This is a genomic window from Trichothermofontia sp., from assembly GCF_053493415.1.
The window spans coordinates 16,906-35,088 of the sequence record NZ_JBRCAD010000025.1 but is presented as its reverse complement, the minus strand read 5'-3'; the positions used below and the strand labels follow the sequence as shown (position 1 = coordinate 35,088).

The following is an 18,183-nucleotide window of genomic DNA, read 5'->3' as shown; positions in this document are numbered from 1 at the left end:
GTCTATGACGGGAGGGGAGTTATGGCTAGGATCGTTCTACTGACAGGGTTTGAGTCATTTAATACAGATCTCTATCGGCAGGCGGCCCAGTTGGCCCAAGCTCGCTGCCCGGAACTGGAGATTTGCGTGTTTAGCGATCGCGATTTGGCCCAGGACCCCGATCGCATTGAGGCGGCACTTCAGGATGCCCAGGTGTTTTTTGCTAGCCTGATTTTTGACTATGAGCAGGTGATGTGGCTGCGCGATCGGGTCCAGGCTATTCCCATCCGTCTGGTGTTTGAGTCGGCGTTGGAGTTGATGAGTTTGACCCAGTTGGGCAAGTTCGCGATCGGCGATCGGCCTAAGGGGATGCCAAAGCCGGTGAAGTTTATTCTGGATAAGTTCAGTACGGGGCGTGAGGAAGATAAGCTGGCGGGCTATATTAGCTTTCTGAAAACGGGTCCGAAGTTACTCAAGTTCATTCCGGTGCAAAAGGTTCAAGACCTGCGCAATTGGCTAATTGTTTATGGCTATTGGAATGCGGGGGGGCCGGAAAATGTTGCGGCGATGTTTTGGCATTTGGCGAAGTATTATTTGCAGTTGCCGCCAAAAAGTCTAGAGGCGTTGACGGTGTTGCCGGAGCCGGTGACGATTCCCAATATTGGTCTGGTGCATCCGGATTATGTGGGGTATTTTGAGTCGCCGAAGGCTTATCTGGAATGGTTTGGAACCACTAAGACCCTAAGAGACGAAGGGGCACGAAGGGGAGGGGTGGCCGATGCGCCTGTGGTGGGGATTTTGCTGTATCGCAAGCATGTGATTACGCAGCAGCCTTATATTCCCCAGTTGATTCGCCATTTTGAGGACCAGGGGTTAATTCCGGTGCCGATTTTTATTAATGGGGTGGAAGGCCATGTGGCGGTACGGGATTGGCTGACGACGGCGGCGGAACAGGCGCAACGGGAACAGGGGCAGAATCCAACGCCCTCGCTGTCACCGGATGCCGTTCAGGTGGATGCGATCGTTTCGACGATCGGGTTTCCTCTGGTGGGGGGTCCAGCGGGATCGATGGAGGCGGGACGGCAGGTCGAGGTAGCTAAGCGCATCCTGAGTGCGAAGAATGTGCCCTATATTGTGGCGGCTCCGTTGTTGATTCAGGATATCCAGTCCTGGACACGGCGGGGAATTGGCGGGCTGCAAAGTGTGGTGCTGTATGCGTTGCCGGAGTTGGATGGGGCGATCGATACGGTGCCGTTGGGGGGCCTGGTGGGCGATCGCATTTATCTGATCCCGGAACGGTTGCAACGCTTGACGGGGCGGTTGTGGCAATGGATTAACCTGCGGCGCACGCCCGTGGCCGAGCGCAAGATCGCGATTATTCTCTATGGCTTCCCGCCGGGATATGGGGCGACGGGGACGGCGGCGTTGTTGAATGTGCCGCGATCGTTGTTGAAGGTGCTTCAGGCGTTGCAAGAACAGGGGTATACGGTGGGGGATTTGCCGGATGATCCGGAAAGTCTGATGGCGCAGGTGCGGTTTGCGGATGAGGAGATGCGGCTACGCGATTTTCCAAAGGGAACGTCTGGTGATCGGGCAATGGCGGCACCAACATTGATGGGTAGGGCATTGATGGGTAGGGGCGGGTTGACACCAATCCCTAGCGGGCAACTCGAAACTTCCGTAAACCCACCCTCATTGGACCCAGAAACCCATCACCCTCCCATGCCTGCATTAACGACGGTGACAGTGCCCCAGTTGGAACGGTGGTTGGGGTATTTGCTGACGCGACGGGTTGAGGATTGTTGGCAGTCGTTGACGGATTGTGGCATTCGCACGCTGGGGGAAGTCTATTGGCTCGGTGGCTTGCAGTTGGGCAATGTGTGGATTGGGGTGCAGCCGCCCTTGGGGGTTGCCGGGGACCCCATGCGGTTGATGTTTGAACGGGACTTGACGCCCCATCCCCAGTACGCGGCGTTTTACCAATGGCTACAAAAAGAGTTCGGTGCCCAGGCGGTCATCCACTTTGGGATGCATGGCACGGTGGAATGGCTACCGGGTGCGCCCTTAGGCAATACGGGCTATTCCTGGCCGGACGTTTTGCTGGGGAATTTGCCCAATCTCTATATTTATGCAGCCAATAATCCCTCGGAATCGATTCTAGCCAAACGACGGGGTTACGGGGTCTTAATCTCCCATAATGTGCCGCCCTATGGTCGCGCTGGGTTGTATAAGGAATTGGTCAATTTACGGGATTTGATTAATGAATATCGCGAAGATCCGGAGAAGAATTTTGCCCTGAAGGAAGCCATTTGTAAAAAGATTTTGGATACGGGTCTGGATGCCGATCGCCCCTTTGAGGAAGCCCATCGTCTAGGGATTGAATTCACACCCGAAAATGCTCGGATGTTTAGCGATCAAGTGTTTAACAGTTATTTGATCGATCTCTATAGCTATCTGCAAGTCCTGGAAGAACGCCTCTTCTCCTCCGGCCTTCACACCCTCGGTGAAGCCCCCGATACTGAAACTTTAACTAGCTACCTACGGGCCTATTTCGGCGACGATCTGCCTGATGCCGTGATTGATACCCTCTGCCAGCATGGTTGTAGGGGCAGGTTTACCAGAAGTCTTGCCGGAGAGACAGAAACCTTGGTGAACCTGCCCCTACCAGACGATCAACCCCTCACCCTCAAAGATCTTGAAACCCAATATGGGCCAGAAACCAAATATCAGGTGCCCCGCGATCGCCTGGAAACAGCCCTCCAAATTTGCGATTTATTGGCCCAAACTGGGGACGAATTAACGAACTTACTACGCGGCCTCAATGGCGAATACATTCCCCCAGCACCCGGCGGTGACTTGTTGCGGGATGGTCCCGGTGTGCTGCCCACGGGGCGCAATATCCATGCCCTCGATCCCTACCGGATGCCCTCACCTGCGGCCTACGAACGGGGACGCGCGATCGCCCGTAAACTGATTGCCCAACACCTCGAAGAACAGGGCCAGTATCCGGAAACGATCGCAGTTATGCTCTGGGGGTTGGATGCGATTAAAACCAAGGGCGAATCGTTAGGGATTCTGCTGGAACTCGTGGGCGCAGTCCCCCTGAAGGAAGGGACGGGACGGATTGTGCGCTATGAATTAATCCCCCTAGCCGAACTCGATCATCCCCGCATTGATGTGTTAGCCAACCTGTCGGGAATTTTCCGGGATAGTTTTGCCAATATCCTGGAATTATTGGATGATCTGTTCCAACGAGCAGCCCTTGTTGATGAACCGGAAGAGAAAAATTTTATTCGTAAACACGCCCTCGCGATGCAAACCCAGGGGATCGAGAATCCAGCGGCCCGGTTGTTTTCTAATCCGGCAGGAGATTTTGGTTCCCTGGTGAACGATCGCGTCGTGAGTTCGAGTTGGGAGTCCGGGGAAGAATTAGCCCAAACCTGGGAAGGTCGCAATGCTTTTAGCTATGGGCGTCAGGATCAGGGGCAGGCGCGGCCAGCGGTGTTACAAACGTTGTTGCAAAGTACCGATCGTATTGTCCAGGAAATCGATTCGGTGGAATACGGTCTGACGGATATTCAGGAGTATTACGCCAATACAGGGGCGCTGAAACAGGCGGCGGAACAACGTCGTCGGGCAAATGGTCGTCGCAGTGGGGTACACACCAGTTTTGTGGAAAGTTTCTCGAAGGATACGACGCCACGCAAATTGGAAGATTTACTCCGCATGGAATACCGCACAAAGTTACTCAACCCGAAATGGGCTGAAGCAATGGCGAATCAGGGATCGGGGGGAGCCTATGAAATTTCCCAACGGATGACGGCGTTAATTGGCTGGGGTGGTACCACCAATTTTCAAGAAGCCTGGGTTTACGATCAAGCTGCTACCACCTATGCCCTTGATCCAGAGATGGCAGCGAAGTTACGCAAGGCGAATCCGGAGGCATTTCGGAATATTGTTGGGCGGATGTTAGAGGCCCACGGGCGCGGTTTTTGGCACGCGAAACCAGAGATGTTGGCGAAGTTGCAATCACTCTATGATCTGTCGGATGCGGAAATTGAGGGGGTCGCGATCGAGTAAGTTACGGCCTACTTCTGAGTTATTCTCTTTGCATTATCTTTGAATTAATCAGTTTCAAACAAAGCTCCTAAATTCCGGTATCCACTGACAATTCTCAGAACTTCAATCGTGTTCTCTGTGGAACGATAAAAGATTAGGTAGTCATTGATCGGAAAACTGCGCAAACCAGATCTAAGTTCATCTCGCTTTCGGCCTATCTCTGGAAAACTAGCCAGTTTCTGGCATGTCTTGTTAACCTTTTTCAAAAAAGCTTCAAAAGTACTCTACTCTGCTAAGTAGTCTAAAATTTCTGCTAAATCACGAGTTGTAGGAATTGTAAACTTAAAAACTCTACTCATGAGCTTGTATGACGTTTCTGATCTAACTTTTCCTGCATCTGGCGAAATACCTCATCTGCATCCAGCATTTCTCCTTTATCAGCCGCCTCCACCCCAATCATAATCTCACGGCGTAATTCTTCAAAACGTCCCTGATAGATCTGCTCCGTCGTAGCAAGTAGCCTCACTCCTGCCGCAATCACCTCTGTTGGCGAGGCATAATGTCCGCGATCGATCTGCATTTGAATCAATGTCTCTAAATCAGGATTTAGGATGATTTCCATTAGTTTCTCTCGCAAAATAAGCTAAATAAACATTACAGCCGTTTTCTCTCTAATGAAGTACGATCAAGCCTTGCGAACAAGGGGCTTAAGCCCCTTATCTGTACCTCATCAGGTTCTGTATCTCATCAGGTATGTAAGTGCTGTAAGTTAACTTACAGTTCTCTGCCGTCATCCGTTATCTCAAGATTATCATAAAGACTGGCGATTGTGATCTGGAAAGTGAAAACTCTGAACGACAAGACAACTCTGAGATCATCATATTCAGTTAGTAGCCATTGGTTCGCAGCAGTTTTGACGTAGTGTTCGATATGAATCCGATATTGATCGATTAAAAGGTACTCTTGGAAACTGGTTAGGGTCCGGTAAGCGAGGAATTTTTCGCCGCGATCGTAATCTTGAGTAGATTTTGAGAGGACTTCTGCGATAAAAACAGGATTCATGACGGTATCGGTGCGACCGGTTTGCAACTCTAGCGGTTTAGGAACGACCATGACATCCGGGTAGGTATACAGGTTAGCAGCGGGAATCCAAAGGCGCTGATCGGTGATGAAGGTGCGATAGGGTTGGCCTTTTAGGGCAAGCTTGAGAGCCACCAACAGGTTACTGGCGATATCGTTATGGTTGGGTGTACCACCTGTCATGACTCGGATTTCCCCGTTGATGTATTCGTGGCGTTCTTGGGAATGGATCTCGCGATCGAGGTATTCTGACGGTGAATAGTGTCGCTTTTCAATTTGAACGATCATCAGCGAATATTCTCCTATACCACTAGATCTATATTTTATCAAACAGGCAGGGCTAACGGGTTAGTCTTACAGAAAAGCGTTGTTTCAGTACGTTAAGCTAGATCATTTTCCTAAAAAATATCGTGTGTTAAACTTCTGTTATTGAAGGCTTTAGATCAGGGTTACGATATATAAATTCATCGTTAAAGTATTGAGGATATAAGTCGTTTTTTGTTTCCGGTTCTAATCGCAAAAGATGCAGAGGGTTATTTTGCTTCATGCCCGATGTTGCAGGGCTGTTATACCCAGGGAGACTCTTACGAGGAGGTTATCCACAATATTCAAGATGCTATCCATCTTCACCTTGAGGATAGACTTGCAAATGGGGAAGAAATTCCCCAAATGTCTCAGATGAGCTTGACAACTGTGGAGGTACAGGTTTGAGTACTCGTCTGCCTAGGGTTTCTGCTTGAACGAGGTTGCCGTCTGGATCATAAAACCGTAGCGACAGGGCTGATTCACGGTGGATTTCATCTTACCATAGTCCTAATCATAACCCTAAGGCTTGACTCCAGAGCCAACCGCGATCGTCGGGGTATTGGCCCCCTTCGTCCCAAATTGCCCAATATTTGCGATCGCGCTGGTGTTCAACCCCTAGGACGGCAAAGAAGTCGGGGCCACGAAAGTCTTGATTTTTGACTTGATTTTTAACTGGGGCTGCACTGTAGTAGAGAAACATGTTGCCGCCGACAAAGTAGTCGTTGCGGTGTTGCCAATGGCGATCGAGGCTGTCGATCAAGAGGTTCATGGCAAAGCGGTGGCGGGGTGTTGCCAAGGGTTCAGCGTCGTCGTAGGGGAGATCTGTGGGGGGAGCCGGGAATTGGTTCGCACCAGGATTGGGGTAGTTTTGGGGGAGGCCCTGGGTCATGGCGGGTATCCCTGGACGGGCTGGGAACTAGGACAATTATATTATTCTGGGGACTGCATCAGCACTTTCTTAGGCAGGTTATCAAATATTACTTGGGCGATAATTTTCTGTTCAATTTGATTGAGGTGAATATTATCACGATAGGGATTCTTGCCATTTTCAATTGAATGGCTAAAGTAGGGTTCTAACGACACAGGAGTGATCTCCATTGACTGGCAAAGCTCTTTTATTCGCTGACCTCCATGCTTGGGAAAACCCCTTTCTATTTCTTCCTTTTCCCAATGTTGAAGCACCAAAATGTTGGACGAATGCTCAAGAGATAATTGAAGAAAACTCCTTAAATACTTAAGCCCTCTCAATCCTTCTTGTTCATTTATCTGTTCAGAAAATTTATCAGATTCACTATTGACTTGGTTTGTTTTAAGGTGTGGCAGATAGCGAGGCAAGTATCGCGTAACTCCTTCAACCAGAGCCAAGATAGGATACCTAGTTGGGTGTGTATTCTGATTCAAATCACTAAAGCTGGGATTATCAGCATAGTCATGGCTTGAAATAACTAGAACAACAACATCGGCTCCAAAGAAGCCATATTCCTTAGCATAGGCAAGCCAATTACCAGGTCCCCAACTACCTGCTGATATGTTACCAACAACTACTTTTTGCTTCTGTGTTTGATTGAGCTTCTCTTGTAAAAAGGTTGTTGCGAGATCGGCGTGATCTGTTAGGTTACCGCCATTCAAAACCGAATCTCCAAAAACCATAATTCGAAGTTCATCATCAGTCTCATCCACAGAAAATGGTGCTGTTCTCATTCCATATTGATTGATAATGATATGATTGCCAAATCTATACACATCTTGATTCGGCTTAAACATATATTCGATGGTTGGATGTGCGATTGAAAGCGGTGGTGTACCTAAGCCCAGATAATATCGAGAAAAGATCTCTCCGCTAGTGATTGTAACCACAAGTGCTGTAGTGAACAAGATGGAGATTTTTTGTATTTTTCGCAAGTACTTGCTCCTTTTTTTTATCAATTAAATCCTAGAGAGTATTTCTGAAAGTGGTAAAGTTGTGACTAGGCATTCTGGCAGTCAGGCTAGCTCCGTTAAGCATTGTTAGGTTGATCCCGATCGCGGTTAATCAGGTAATCTAGGAGGCGATCGATGCGTTCGAGGGCCGCGTTGGTGGTGCGTTGATATTCGGCATACTCCCGATCCATGCGCTCAATCTGAGCCTGCTGGTGTTCAAGGAGGGCCTGCTGACGCTCCAGTTGGGCTTGGTGGCGCTCCAGTTGGGCATCTTGTCGATCGTGCAGGCGGCTTAACATGGCGACGACACCGTCTAAGCGATCGAGGCGGCCACTGTTTTGGGTCGATTGTTCGGCGTTGTTTCCAAGGAGTCGCTGGGCCTGAAAAATAAATTCATCCAGTCGGGCAGCGGCTTGTTCCTGCTGTTGATTGAGGGCCTGGATTTGTTCGGCATTGCGATCTTGCCGTTCGGTTAGCGCCTGAAGTTGCTCAGCTAAGCGGATAGCGGCTTGTTCCTGCTGTTGATTGAGGGCCTGGATTTGTTCGGCATTGCGATCTTGCCGTTCGGTTAGCGCCTGAAGTTGCTCAGCTAAGCGGATAGCGGCTTCTTCCTGCTGTTGATTGAGGGCCTGGATTTGTTCGGCATTGCGATCTTGTCGTTCGGTTAGCGCCTGAAGTTGCTCAGTAGTGTGCTCTTGCCTTTCGGTGATACGGTCAAGGCTGGCCTCGACGCGATCGAGACGACTCTGGGCAAGTTCGGCATGGCGGACAGTGGATACCATAATGTCGCGCATAGCATCCAGGTCACGTTCGAGACGTTCGAGGCGTTCGGTGGTCATTGGGTGTTGAATCAGGGCAATAGATTGATTGTACCAATCCTACCCAGCCAGGAGGCGATCGCGGCCCCATCTGTAACCATTATAGAGGCATTATTGGAGTCAGATATCTGGGCAATGTGGTTGAAGGATGCTAGGATTTTTATAGTATTAATGGACAGATTAGGATTGTTGAGATGGCCACAACATCACTTCCTAAAAAAGGCTTTTCTGTTGAGGAATATCTTGCCCTAGAGGTTGAGGCTGCTAGGTGTAGCCCTAGTGAAGCAGTAGAAATAGCGATCGCTACGAAATTGAAATGCGCTCATTACTTTAGCAAAAGTAACTAGTAAGCCACTATTATTCAAAGAGTGTGATTTCTCACGCACTGATATTCAAAGTTGCTAGTTTCAAAGTTTAACCGTATGTCATGAATATGCAACCGTTGGTGCAAATCCCAGTCGCTTTTAAGGTTTCCCAGGCGCAATTTGAGGCGTTGGCGCGGGCCAATCGAGATGTGGCAATGGAGCGATCGGCGACGGGGGAATTAGAGATTATGCCACCCACGGGGGGAACTACTGGCAAGCGCAATGCGGGGATTATTGCAGCGCTCTGGAACTGGAATCAGGCATCCGGTTTGGGAGAAGTCTTTGATTCATCTACGGTGTTTCATTTGCCCAATGGAGCCGATCGCACACCTGATGCGGCGTGGGTGGCATTGACTCGGTGGCAGGCGTTGACGCCGGAGGAGCAGGAGGGTTTTCCGCCGATTTGTCCGGATTTTGTGGTGGAGTTGCGATCGAAAACCGATCGGCTGAAGGATTTACAGGCGAAGATGGCGGAGTACCGCGCTAATGGCTGTCGGTTAGGCTGGCTGATTGATCCGCAACATCGCCAGGTTGAGATTTATCGTCAGGATCAGTCTGTGGAGGTGATCATGGCTCCGTCTGTGCTTTCTGGTGAGGCGGTTTTGCCAGGATTTACGTTTAAGTGCGATCGTGTCTTTGGCTAGGTCAAAATCAGGGTATTTTAATCCTAAAATTCATTGTGATAATGTCAGTTTATTTTTTATTTCTGTTCGCGATCGATGTAATAGCTACCTAGAACTAAACTGTCCATTTTAGTTCTGAGAAAACAGTTGATGGCCTCATCTGGGGTTCGGACAATGGGTTCATTTTCATTTAACGAGGTATTCAAGACAATAGGTACTCCAGTACGCTGGCCAAAGTGATGGATTAACTGCCAATAGAGGGGGTTGGTACGGGCACTGACACTCTGTAATCGTCCTGAGCCGTCTACATGGGTTACAGCAGGGATAAGGTTGCGTTTTTCTGGACGCACCTGCAAGACCCGCTCCATGAAGGGAGAGGTCTCTCCCAACTCAAAGAACTCGCTGATGCTTTCTTCAAGAATGCTGGGGGCAAAAGGACGAAACTTTTCGCGAAATTTAATCTTAAGGTTGATAATATCTCGCATATCAGCGCGGCGCGGATCAGCAAGGAGCGATCGATTACCCAGGGCACGGGCACCAAATTCCATACGACCTTGAAACCAACCGACGACTTTACCCTGACAAAGATCATTGACGACTCGTTCTAGCAACGCTTCAGTATCTAAGAAAGCAGGTTTGAGCTTATGGCTTAGGCAAGCTTGGTAACAACTCTCATCGTCGAAGGCACTACCCCAATAAGCGTGTTCCAGGCAAAACTCGCGGGGATGTTTTAGTATTTGGTTCCAAACAAAAAAAGCTGCACCAATGCAGGTGCCATTGTCAGCGGCCCCAGGTGGTACATAGACATGACTAAAAGGAGTATTCTGAGTAATTTTTCCGTTAGCAACTGAGTTCATTGCTACTCCACCCGCCAGACAGAGATTATTACTAGGAAACCGTTTATGCAGTTGATTTAGTAGGTGAAAAATAATTTCCTCAGTCATGGCTTGTAGTGAGGCGGCAATGTTTTGATGTCGATCGGTTACAGGATCTTTGGGATTACGTCCTGGTCCCAAGAGCTTTTCTAATTCAGGACTATGAAAAGGATTAACGACAGGTGCGCCCCTGTCCCACGTCATGGCAATGCCCTGCTGGGGATGGGTGAAGTAGTCTAGGTTTAACGCAAATCCTTGTTCTGTGGGAAAAATAATGCGCCGGAATGCTTCTAAATATTCAGGCTCACCATAGGGGGCTAGACCCATTACTTTATATTCATCACCATAGGCTGGAAAACCCAGGTATAAGGTGATGGCGTTGTAAAGATAACCCAAAGAGTGGGGGTAATAAATACGGGAGAAGTAATCGAGATGGGTATCTCGACCAGCGGCCATGAGTGTGCTGACAAAATCTCCCATCCCATCAATGGAGAGGAGCGCGGCTTGTCCAAAGGGAGAAACATTAAAGGCTGAAGCTAGGTGGGCAGAATGGTGATCAAGGGTGTGGAAGTGAGCACGCAAACTCTCGACATCACACTGGCACGCTTGTGCAAGGTAGTCTTTGAGGCTGGCAGATTTACGCTGTTTACTCAAGCGATCGACAAGACTTTTCAGGGAGGGTCGCTGCTGAAGGGTAAAGCGAATCCGTTGACTGAGGTTAGCTTTGGGATTGAAGGAAACAGCAACATGATGTAAGTCTTGGGGGGTGATCCCGCCCGCAGCCAGACAGTAGCGGATAGATTCAGATGGGAAACCAGCCCAATGCTTAATCCGGTTGAAGCGTTCTTCTTCAATGGCTGCAATGAGTCGGCCATTTTGGACCAAGGCAGCGGAAGCATCACCGTGAAAAGCATTGATGCCAAGAATGTTCATAGACATTAGAAAATAGAATGGGATGATTAGCAAGAAGTATATTACGTTAAAATAAATCAATCACATTTTAAATTTGAGGTTGAATTTTGTCTTAAGCCTGATTTAATTAGGGTAAAAATTGTTCAGGAATAGGTTGTTTGTTCAGAATAGCAGTGTATACCTCAATTAATTGAGCGGCAGTTCGATTCCAGGTATAGTTATCACGAACAAATTGACGAGCGCGATCGCCGATTTGTTTAATGACATCTGCGTTTAGAAGACAATATTCTAATTGAGTAGCAATTTCATAAACTTCAAGATTAACGACATAGCCGAGGTTATATTTCTTGATCTGATTAGACAAAGCTACTTGTGGAGTTAACAAGACTGGTAGACCTGCTGCCAAGGCTTCTAGAACTACAATTCCAAAATTTTCTGAGTAGGAGGTAAGAACAAAAAGATCTGATCCCTGTAACAAAAGTTCTTTAAACTCACCTTCTACAAAACCAGGAAAATAAGTTCGATCGTATATAGAATATGTAGTCAACAAGTGTCTAATTTTATGAATATATTCAGAATCGCCATCTCCTGCAAGAATCAATGAGAATTGTAAATGCTTCAGTTTTCCTAAGGCAGGAATTAAAAAATCTAAGCCTTTTTTAGGATGTAGACGAGACAAAAAAAGGATAATAGGTGATTTAATGGGAATTTTAAAATGCTCATGGAGTCTTTGTGACGCTGTGGATATTTCTTTCGGTATCACTAAACCATGAGGGATAACAAAACTTGGTGTTTTTAATTTAACGCTTCTAGACTCTTCTTGCTCACGTTGAGAAGTAAAATGTAGGGCAGAACTGTAATTAAGGTTATGTCTTTCAAACATCTCAAAGTAAATCTTCTTTTTAAGATAACTCTGGCGAAGAGACCAGTGACAAAGTTGGCCTAGAGGGCGATTAATATATGGAACTTCTTTGAGATGAGAGATGAGCATTGAAATTGTTGAGGGATAAGAAAAAATAGCATGAATATGTAGTAAATCGTATTCTTGAATGTTTTGCCACAACCAGTAGGTTAATTTATCAGAAATAGAAAATTCTCGAATTATTCCAAGATGATTAGGCGAAAAACGATTAAAAAAACGAGTAGATACTCCCTGATAAGGAATAAGTTGATTAAGAGGAACCTTTAGAAGATTAGTTCCGTTATCATTTGTAGTAACAATCTCAACTCTAATATTTTTCTCTTGCAACGCTTGAGTCATTCCAAAAATAGCTTGACTTGGACCTCCTCGTATTGGGCTGACAGAAGGAATAACATGAAGAACTTTCATATTAAGTTATGAGGATGAAAAAATCTCAACTAATCGCATAGCATAAGCCTCAATAGATCCATATTGACTACGTTGTTGTGCTTCTGATCCCATTTTTTCTAATAAGATAGGGTTATCAAGAAAACACTTCAAGGCTGTGGCTATTGCATAAGAGTCACGAATAGGAATAATAAAGCCATCAATTCCATTCCGAACAAGACTACCACTGTTATAAGTTGTTACTATTGGAAGACTAGCTGCCAAAGCTTCATAAATCACTGTTGCTGAACCTTCGCACAAGCTTGGTAAGCAAAATACATCAGCTTGAGCATATTCACGGATAATTTCAGAACGAGGGATAGAGCCAATAAATTTTATATTGGGAGGAATGTTTTTTAGAGTTATCTCGAAATTAGCATCTATAGGACCTACTATACGACACTGAATCGGAAAACCTTCTAATTGTCGCATAGCATCAATTAAGTAGTTGACACCTTTTCTAAATCCAACGGTACCCACAAAAAGTACTCTAAGTAAATTTTCAGATAAAAAAGAGTATATTTTAGGGCTATCAACGATGAAATTAGATAAATTGATTCCATAAGGCACTACTATACATTTATTCTCTGATGCCCCTGCTGAAATAGTATGCTGACGTACAAATTCCGAAGGACAAACAATTACATCTGCAAGTTGCCACTCTTGGTACTCACGTTCAATAATTTTATTGGCGTAGCTGTAATCTATTTGTTTTTTATTAAAAATTATATTAGACTTTTCTTCATTTAAGATAGCTAATTCAATAGCTTTTGGAGCGATAGTTTGTTCTAATATTGTTTTCAAACCTTGTTTTTTAGCAAATCTAAATAGAGTCTCAGACGCGGAATTAAATCCATAAATATAAGATGCATCTCTGAAACCATTTTGATAAATAAGCTGATTAAAATATTCTCCTGCCCAAAGATAAACTGCCATCATATCTTCAGCAGTATGAACTTTTCTGCGACGTTGATAGTATTCATAACCAAAGTTTGTAAATGCTGTAATAAATTCAAGTGGTACATCTACTGGAACACGACCAAGAAGTCGTTTGATTGCTGGGGAGCGCATTTTGGGAGGAATGAGTGATAAAAAACGAGGCCATCCTTTTACAGCACAAATATCTGTATAAAAATGTGTCAACAAATTAGACTTATACAATATTTGTGGCACAGCATAGTGCATTCTAGCTCCTAGTTGAGCAACAATAACGCTAGATAAAAACATAAATTAATTGAGTCACGATTTTCTTAGCAGTTCAGATTACCCAGTAAACCATTAATCATAATAGTATAAATTATCGAAAGAGAGTCTTTGTTTATACAAACAGAATTTAAAAGCAAAAAGCATGATTAATATGCTTGGAACTTGCGTAATGACAGATGTAAGGATGCCACTATAAGGTAATGATGCAGGTAGGGTTACAAAGAAACAAAGGAAAATAACTGCTCTTCCATCAAAATAATAAATAATAGCATCATTAGTGCGACGAAATAGATAGCCAATATAAAAGAATATAAGACATCCTAAAAATGAAAATTCACTAAAAACCTCTGAAAAAGCGGTCTTGGTTGTATAGCGAGCAATATCAATACCGTATATCTCTGAAATCCAGTCTTGCTGAAGTCTTCTGCCGATCAAGAGAGAGTTTTTGAAATCATAACCAAGAATACTACCTGGTACATAACGATGAATCAGTTTATTATAAACCAGATCAATGCCTAGACCATACTGATTAGTTGTGTAGTGTGCGCCTGTAACAATCATGCCATCAATCACTTCAAGAACTCTGTCTTTTTTACCAGAAAACATATCGCTTATAATTGCAGATATTGGTTTTTCTTGAATTACAGAAAAATATCGACCTTCTTGGAATTCCCATCGCCAATAAGGGAAAGCATACACAACTATAAGAGCAAGGACTAAAGAAGTCATAATTAGCCATCGAGGGATTTTGACTTTGGGTTTATAAATCAACAATGGTGATAAATATACAAATGGCAAAACAAACGTCATTGTTCGTCGTCCGTATTCTGTAATTAACAGAACTGGAAAAATTGACAATCCGATTGCCCAAAGAAGTCGATTAATTTTCTGAGACTGAAAATATGAAATTAGTATTAAACTAATGCCAGGTAATGTTAGTTTGGATAAGGTATACCAATAAACTGGCCAGCCTCTTAAGCCACCTTTTAAAAGACTTTCAGTTTCACCTATAGCTTGAGCTTGAATCCAACCAATAGTTCCTAAAATGCCAATACTAAGACCTACTTTGAAAAGACGATTATCATTGATAATCCATCGATAATTAGGCAAGTGAAATTCTTGTTTAAGAATTTTATTGCCCTGACTATAACCCCAATAAATTGCTATTGTACAAAGGACAACCATTAAAGAAAATATTCTGAATGCTTGATCAGGCACTCGCCAGTAGTGATATGTTGCTACATATAACTGAGGACAGATAATTAAGAACATACCTACAGCATAAAGAAATGGAGCTTCAATCAAACGTCGATTGTCATATAATCCCCATGCTAAACCTGAAGCAGTTAATAAATAAATTATAAATAACCAAATTTCTCGTTCAAGCATGTTCAATCTCTAAGGTAGGTGGTTTATATAGCAATCTTAAAATCTTTATCTTCTAAGCTATGATTGATTGAAGTTCGTTGTTATATTTTAGCTTTATTCGAGCCTATTTAAGGAACTCGTCTTAATGGATCAGAATTAGGTAGAATATTTGTGGATTGTAAATATTCTTGTCTCCATTTATGATAGGAAGATATTGGTTCTAGAAAACTCCAGTATAATCCAATTATTGCTGCCAAGAAATAAGAAAATAAGCTATACAGAAATCGATTGACTGAAAAAAAGTTATACTTCAATAAAAATGAATAACGTGCGGCTTTAAAAGCTCCAAATTTACAAAAAGCTACTGGATATAGTTTTAGATACTTAAAAGCAAGATACCAAATTGAAACACATGCACGCCATCCTCTAATTGGATTTCTAGGATCAGAAAGCCTACTACCCCCACTCTTCGCTACAAGATGAATAATAGAAGCTTCTGGATACCATTGAACTATCATTCCTTGATGAGCGGCTCTAATTCCCAAATTTCTATCACCATAATTTAAGATAAACTCATCCCATCCATTTAGTTTTTCAAAGGCTGAACGCTTAATAAGCATATTGTTGGCAGCCACCCAGTAGCAGTTCTTTACAGGTTGGCTAAATCCACCTTCACAATAAAACGCCTGTAATTCAGGACTTAGTTGGAGGAGTTTTTCTTGTTTGCTCTCATGCATATTTGCATAAGCAGTTGTACAAGATATATCAATTTGTTTTTGAAGACCCAGATCAGGGTATAGTTTGCAGACTTCATTAAAAGTACTTTCTGATATAATACCACCTTGAATAATTGAAATTCCATTATCTTCTCTTAAAATAGAGATAAACCTATTTAGCAGATCTGGACCAACTCTAACGTCATCATCCAGCCATAAGAGCCAATCACCTGTACTAATAGCAGCACCATAATTACGCGCTTCATAAACGTAGTTTCGTGGATAGTAAATCCACTGAAAGATTCCAGAGGTAGCTAGATTGTCTAGTTCTTGACGAATTTCAGTAGGATATTCATCTTTTGAAGTCTGATCAACAACAATTATCTCAAGATCTTTATAATCAACCTTCTTAAGATCTTGCAGGGTTATAAGCAGATTATCCCCACGTCTGAATGTGGCAATAATAACAGAGATTTTCATGCTAGCTCACTACATATTCCTCAAAAAAACTTTAATGACTCGTTTAGGAAGGCTGCTAACTGACTCATACCCTGTTGTATATCTAGTTAGGGGTAGAAGCTTACCCTTATTAGATTTAATAATCTCAATTGTCAAAAAATTTGGATTATCATAGGTGTTTGTATAAATTGATAAAATTTTTTGCTGTAGTTCAGAACTTGGCATGCTTGAAAAATTTGATTGAATTACCTTCAATACATCACGAGCAACATTTATATAATCATATTTATTGATGATTCTTAAACGGCCTTTTTCTCCCAACTCTTTTCTTAGAGAGTTATTAGTTGCTAGCTCTAAAACTGCATTATAGAAACCATCTGGAGTCGTTGCAATAAGACCACCTTCCATATTCCCTACAACTTCACATTGTGAATTATGTGCCCACGGTGTACTTAAAGCCACAACAGGAGTTTGACAGAGCATAGATTCAGCTAAGACATTGCCAAAACTTTCTCCATTCTCCGCAATAAGTGCAAAAATATCTATCGCAGAGTAGACAACACTTAGATTGTCATCACCTAGAACTTCATCAATAACTGTTATCCTTTTGCGAAAAAGTGATCTCTCAATTCTATTTAGGATTAACGTTGGAGCATTAACTACTAGTAAGTGGAATTCAATCTTAACTTTAGAACATAGCTTTTCAAAAACATCGATGAGTAGTGTTGACCACTTTCCATTATTAGACTGACCAACTCTTCCTATTAGGACTGCATTTAGAGGTATTTCCCATATTTTTTTAAATTCTCGAACCTTATCATCACTCGCTTTATAAAACGCTTGGGAGTTAGTTACATTTGGAATAATTGCTGTTCTTATATTTTTAGCATTCAAATTCTGCCGAAAGCGCCAATCACACCAAGCTGACATTTGAAGACTGACACTCATTTCGTGAGTCCAAGGCTTTGGCTTAGAGAATACATTTTTTTCAAAAACAATACGCCCAGGAAATAATTTAGTAAGTTTTCTGTAATCATGTTCATCAAAACCATGTGAATGTATATGAATAAAAGCTGGGTCCCAGTTTTCAATCTCTGCTAAATTTTCCTTTGTTAGAAACAACCAATATGGTATCTGGCAACTTGATAGAATATGTTCACGAATACCTCCTTTTTTCAAGGCAAATACACGCGAGTCCATACCTATTTTTTGATAGCCTTGAGCAAATAATTGGGCATTACGATGTACACCACCTTTACTAAGGCCATCAACAATTGTCAAAATTCTAGAGCTTTTTTCTTGATTCATGAGTTTTGTGGGTGTTTAATTCTTCTAGATAGCTCTAACGCGTTTGAATAGCAATAGTATACCCTAAACCACGTTTGAGATAAGCAATTCCCGCTTCAAGTGTATAGTCGTAAAAGTTGAAGTCTTTATATTTCTCAAGCCAACATTTAATGATTTTTTGTTCGCCAGAACGGTTTAGATCATCTAAAATCACAGCGGAAGACAAGTTTAGGTAAGATCCTAATACTAGTAAAGCAGGAAGACGAGCAAGCTCACGTTTACCTTCTGAACCATAAGCTGGAGGACCATCAACCACTAAAAGATCTACCTTTTCATCCTTCAAGGCTTGATAAACAATATCTGTGTCATACCAATCTGCTCTTGACTTAGATTGCCACGGATGTTCTGAAACTAGGGGAGCATATTCTAAGGATACAAACTCAGAGAGATTGTTTTGTCTTAACATTGACTCAACAACCTTTATCCATCCTTGATCATGTTCAAAGCTAATGAGCCTTCCACTCCCCTTTTGTTTTATTAGAGCAGCAATATATACAGTTGAAATACCTGAGCCAAATTCAACAATATTTTCTCGCTCATTGACAATAATATCATTCAAAATAATGTTTATAGCCCCAGGCCGCATGGCTGAGATAGAAGTTGGCAAAAAGCCAAGATTCAGTGCCGAAAGCCGCTGTAATGCGAATAGATCCGCCCGTGTAGGCACAAAGAATTTATTGAGATATTTTCGTACTATATTTACAATCCACATTTGAGTATTCCAAATTCAAAAAGTAGTCTTTGCTATTGGAGCACCATGAGACATATTCCCAGTATATTTCCAACCCTCAATTAATCTAGC

The 18,183-nt window shown here is 43.5% G+C and carries 16 protein-coding genes; 3 read left to right on the top strand and 13 right to left on the bottom strand.

Annotated elements, in window-relative coordinates; genetic code table 11:
• Positions 1-21 precede the first annotated feature (21 nt).
• Complete coding sequence (gene bchH, locus ACWIUF_RS02575; RefSeq protein WP_448570614.1) at positions 22-4,059, top strand: magnesium chelatase subunit H; 4,038 nt, start codon at positions 22-24, stop codon at positions 4,057-4,059.
• A gap of 44 nt (positions 4,060-4,103) precedes the next feature.
• On the opposite strand, the gene ACWIUF_RS02570 is transcribed toward bchH, so the two are convergent.
• The 3 genes from ACWIUF_RS02570 to ACWIUF_RS02560 all read right to left on the bottom strand — a co-directional run bounded on the left by ACWIUF_RS02570 (position 4,104) and on the right by ACWIUF_RS02560 (position 5,406).
• Positions 4,104-4,304, bottom strand: coding sequence for a type II toxin-antitoxin system RelE/ParE family toxin (locus ACWIUF_RS02570; RefSeq protein WP_448570613.1), 201 nt, complete (start codon positions 4,302-4,304; stop codon positions 4,104-4,106).
• Positions 4,305-4,393: 89 nt separating this feature from the next.
• Positions 4,394-4,660 carry a ribbon-helix-helix domain-containing protein gene (locus ACWIUF_RS02565; RefSeq protein WP_448570612.1) on the bottom strand — a complete coding sequence of 89 codons (267 nt, stop codon included), beginning with the start codon at positions 4,658-4,660 and terminating at the stop codon, positions 4,394-4,396.
• A 152-nt stretch (positions 4,661-4,812) separates the two neighbouring features.
• On the bottom strand, positions 4,813-5,406 hold the full coding sequence (locus ACWIUF_RS02560; protein ID WP_448570611.1) for a Uma2 family endonuclease: 594 nt from the start codon (positions 5,404-5,406) through the stop codon (positions 4,813-4,815).
• A gap of 210 nt (positions 5,407-5,616) precedes the next feature.
• On the opposite strand from ACWIUF_RS02560, the gene ACWIUF_RS02555 reads away from it, so the two are divergent.
• A complete protein-coding gene (locus ACWIUF_RS02555; RefSeq protein ID WP_448570610.1) occupies positions 5,617-5,829 on the top strand; it encodes a type II toxin-antitoxin system HicB family antitoxin in 213 nt (70 codons plus the stop codon).
• A 106-nt stretch (positions 5,830-5,935) separates the two neighbouring features.
• Here the strand turns inward: ACWIUF_RS02555 and ACWIUF_RS02550 are convergent, their stop codons facing one another.
• The 3 genes from ACWIUF_RS02550 to ACWIUF_RS02540 all read right to left on the bottom strand — a co-directional run bounded on the left by ACWIUF_RS02550 (position 5,936) and on the right by ACWIUF_RS02540 (position 8,183).
• Positions 5,936-6,313: a hypothetical protein gene (locus ACWIUF_RS02550; RefSeq protein WP_448570609.1), complete on the bottom strand. Its 378-nt coding sequence runs from the start codon at positions 6,311-6,313 to the stop codon at positions 5,936-5,938.
• 41 nt (positions 6,314-6,354) lie between these two features.
• Positions 6,355-7,326 carry a hypothetical protein gene (locus tag ACWIUF_RS02545; RefSeq protein WP_448570608.1) on the bottom strand — a complete coding sequence of 324 codons (972 nt, stop codon included), beginning with the start codon at positions 7,324-7,326 and terminating at the stop codon, positions 6,355-6,357.
• 95 nt (positions 7,327-7,421) lie between these two features.
• Positions 7,422-8,183, bottom strand: a complete 762-nt coding sequence (locus ACWIUF_RS02540; RefSeq protein ID WP_448570607.1) for a hypothetical protein — start codon at positions 8,181-8,183, stop codon at positions 7,422-7,424.
• 406 nt (positions 8,184-8,589) lie between these two features.
• Between ACWIUF_RS02540 and ACWIUF_RS02535 the strand changes: the two genes are divergently transcribed.
• A complete protein-coding gene (locus ACWIUF_RS02535; RefSeq protein ID WP_448570606.1) occupies positions 8,590-9,171 on the top strand; it encodes a Uma2 family endonuclease in 582 nt (193 codons plus the stop codon).
• Positions 9,172-9,227: 56 nt separating this feature from the next.
• On the opposite strand, the gene ACWIUF_RS02530 is transcribed toward ACWIUF_RS02535, so the two are convergent.
• From ACWIUF_RS02530 to ACWIUF_RS02500, 7 genes are all read right to left on the bottom strand, one after another.
• Positions 9,228-10,991, bottom strand: coding sequence for a carbamoyltransferase family protein (locus ACWIUF_RS02530; RefSeq protein ID WP_448570605.1), 1,764 nt, complete (start codon positions 10,989-10,991; stop codon positions 9,228-9,230).
• Positions 10,992-11,064: 73 nt separating this feature from the next.
• Positions 11,065-12,267: a glycosyltransferase gene (locus ACWIUF_RS02525; RefSeq protein WP_448570604.1), complete on the bottom strand. Its 1,203-nt coding sequence runs from the start codon at positions 12,265-12,267 to the stop codon at positions 11,065-11,067.
• A gap of 6 nt (positions 12,268-12,273) precedes the next feature.
• Complete coding sequence (locus tag ACWIUF_RS02520; RefSeq protein ID WP_448570603.1) at positions 12,274-13,512, bottom strand: glycosyltransferase family 4 protein; 1,239 nt, start codon at positions 13,510-13,512, stop codon at positions 12,274-12,276.
• 51 nt (positions 13,513-13,563) lie between these two features.
• On the bottom strand, positions 13,564-14,880 hold the full coding sequence (locus ACWIUF_RS02515; RefSeq protein ID WP_448570602.1) for a hypothetical protein: 1,317 nt from the start codon (positions 14,878-14,880) through the stop codon (positions 13,564-13,566).
• A gap of 107 nt (positions 14,881-14,987) precedes the next feature.
• On the bottom strand, positions 14,988-16,055 hold the full coding sequence (locus ACWIUF_RS02510; protein WP_448570601.1) for a glycosyltransferase family 2 protein: 1,068 nt from the start codon (positions 16,053-16,055) through the stop codon (positions 14,988-14,990).
• 9 nt (positions 16,056-16,064) lie between these two features.
• Positions 16,065-17,342, bottom strand: a complete 1,278-nt coding sequence (locus ACWIUF_RS02505) for a glycosyltransferase family 4 protein (protein ID WP_448570600.1) — start codon at positions 17,340-17,342, stop codon at positions 16,065-16,067.
• Positions 17,343-17,376: 34 nt separating this feature from the next.
• Complete coding sequence (locus ACWIUF_RS02500) at positions 17,377-18,093, bottom strand: class I SAM-dependent methyltransferase (RefSeq protein ID WP_448570599.1); 717 nt, start codon at positions 18,091-18,093, stop codon at positions 17,377-17,379.
• Between the last annotated feature and the right edge of the window lie 90 nt (positions 18,094-18,183).

Excerpts from the sequence above, each read along its gene's own strand:
- ACWIUF_RS02515 (WP_448570602.1), bottom strand. The coding sequence starts at position 14,880 with ATGCTTGAACGAGAAATTTGGTTATTTATAATTTATTTATTAACTGCT.
- ACWIUF_RS02505 (WP_448570600.1), bottom strand. The coding sequence starts at position 17,342 with ATGAATCAAGAAAAAAGCTCTAGAATTTTGACAATTGTTGATGGCCTT.
- ACWIUF_RS02520 (WP_448570603.1), bottom strand. The coding sequence starts at position 13,512 with ATGTTTTTATCTAGCGTTATTGTTGCTCAACTAGGAGCTAGAATGCAC.
- ACWIUF_RS02500 (WP_448570599.1), bottom strand. The coding sequence starts at position 18,093 with ATGTGGATTGTAAATATAGTACGAAAATATCTCAATAAATTCTTTGTG.
- ACWIUF_RS02525 (WP_448570604.1), bottom strand. The coding sequence starts at position 12,267 with ATGAAAGTTCTTCATGTTATTCCTTCTGTCAGCCCAATACGAGGAGGT.
- ACWIUF_RS02560 (WP_448570611.1), bottom strand. The coding sequence starts at position 5,406 with ATGATCGTTCAAATTGAAAAGCGACACTATTCACCGTCAGAATACCTC.
- ACWIUF_RS02565 (WP_448570612.1), bottom strand. The coding sequence starts at position 4,660 with ATGGAAATCATCCTAAATCCTGATTTAGAGACATTGATTCAAATGCAG.
- ACWIUF_RS02510 (WP_448570601.1), bottom strand. The coding sequence starts at position 16,055 with ATGAAAATCTCTGTTATTATTGCCACATTCAGACGTGGGGATAATCTG.
- ACWIUF_RS02535 (WP_448570606.1), top strand. The coding sequence starts at position 8,590 with ATGAATATGCAACCGTTGGTGCAAATCCCAGTCGCTTTTAAGGTTTCC.
- ACWIUF_RS02540 (WP_448570607.1), bottom strand. The coding sequence starts at position 8,183 with ATGACCACCGAACGCCTCGAACGTCTCGAACGTGACCTGGATGCTATG.
- bchH (WP_448570614.1), top strand. The coding sequence starts at position 22 with ATGGCTAGGATCGTTCTACTGACAGGGTTTGAGTCATTTAATACAGAT.
- ACWIUF_RS02550 (WP_448570609.1), bottom strand. The coding sequence starts at position 6,313 with ATGACCCAGGGCCTCCCCCAAAACTACCCCAATCCTGGTGCGAACCAA.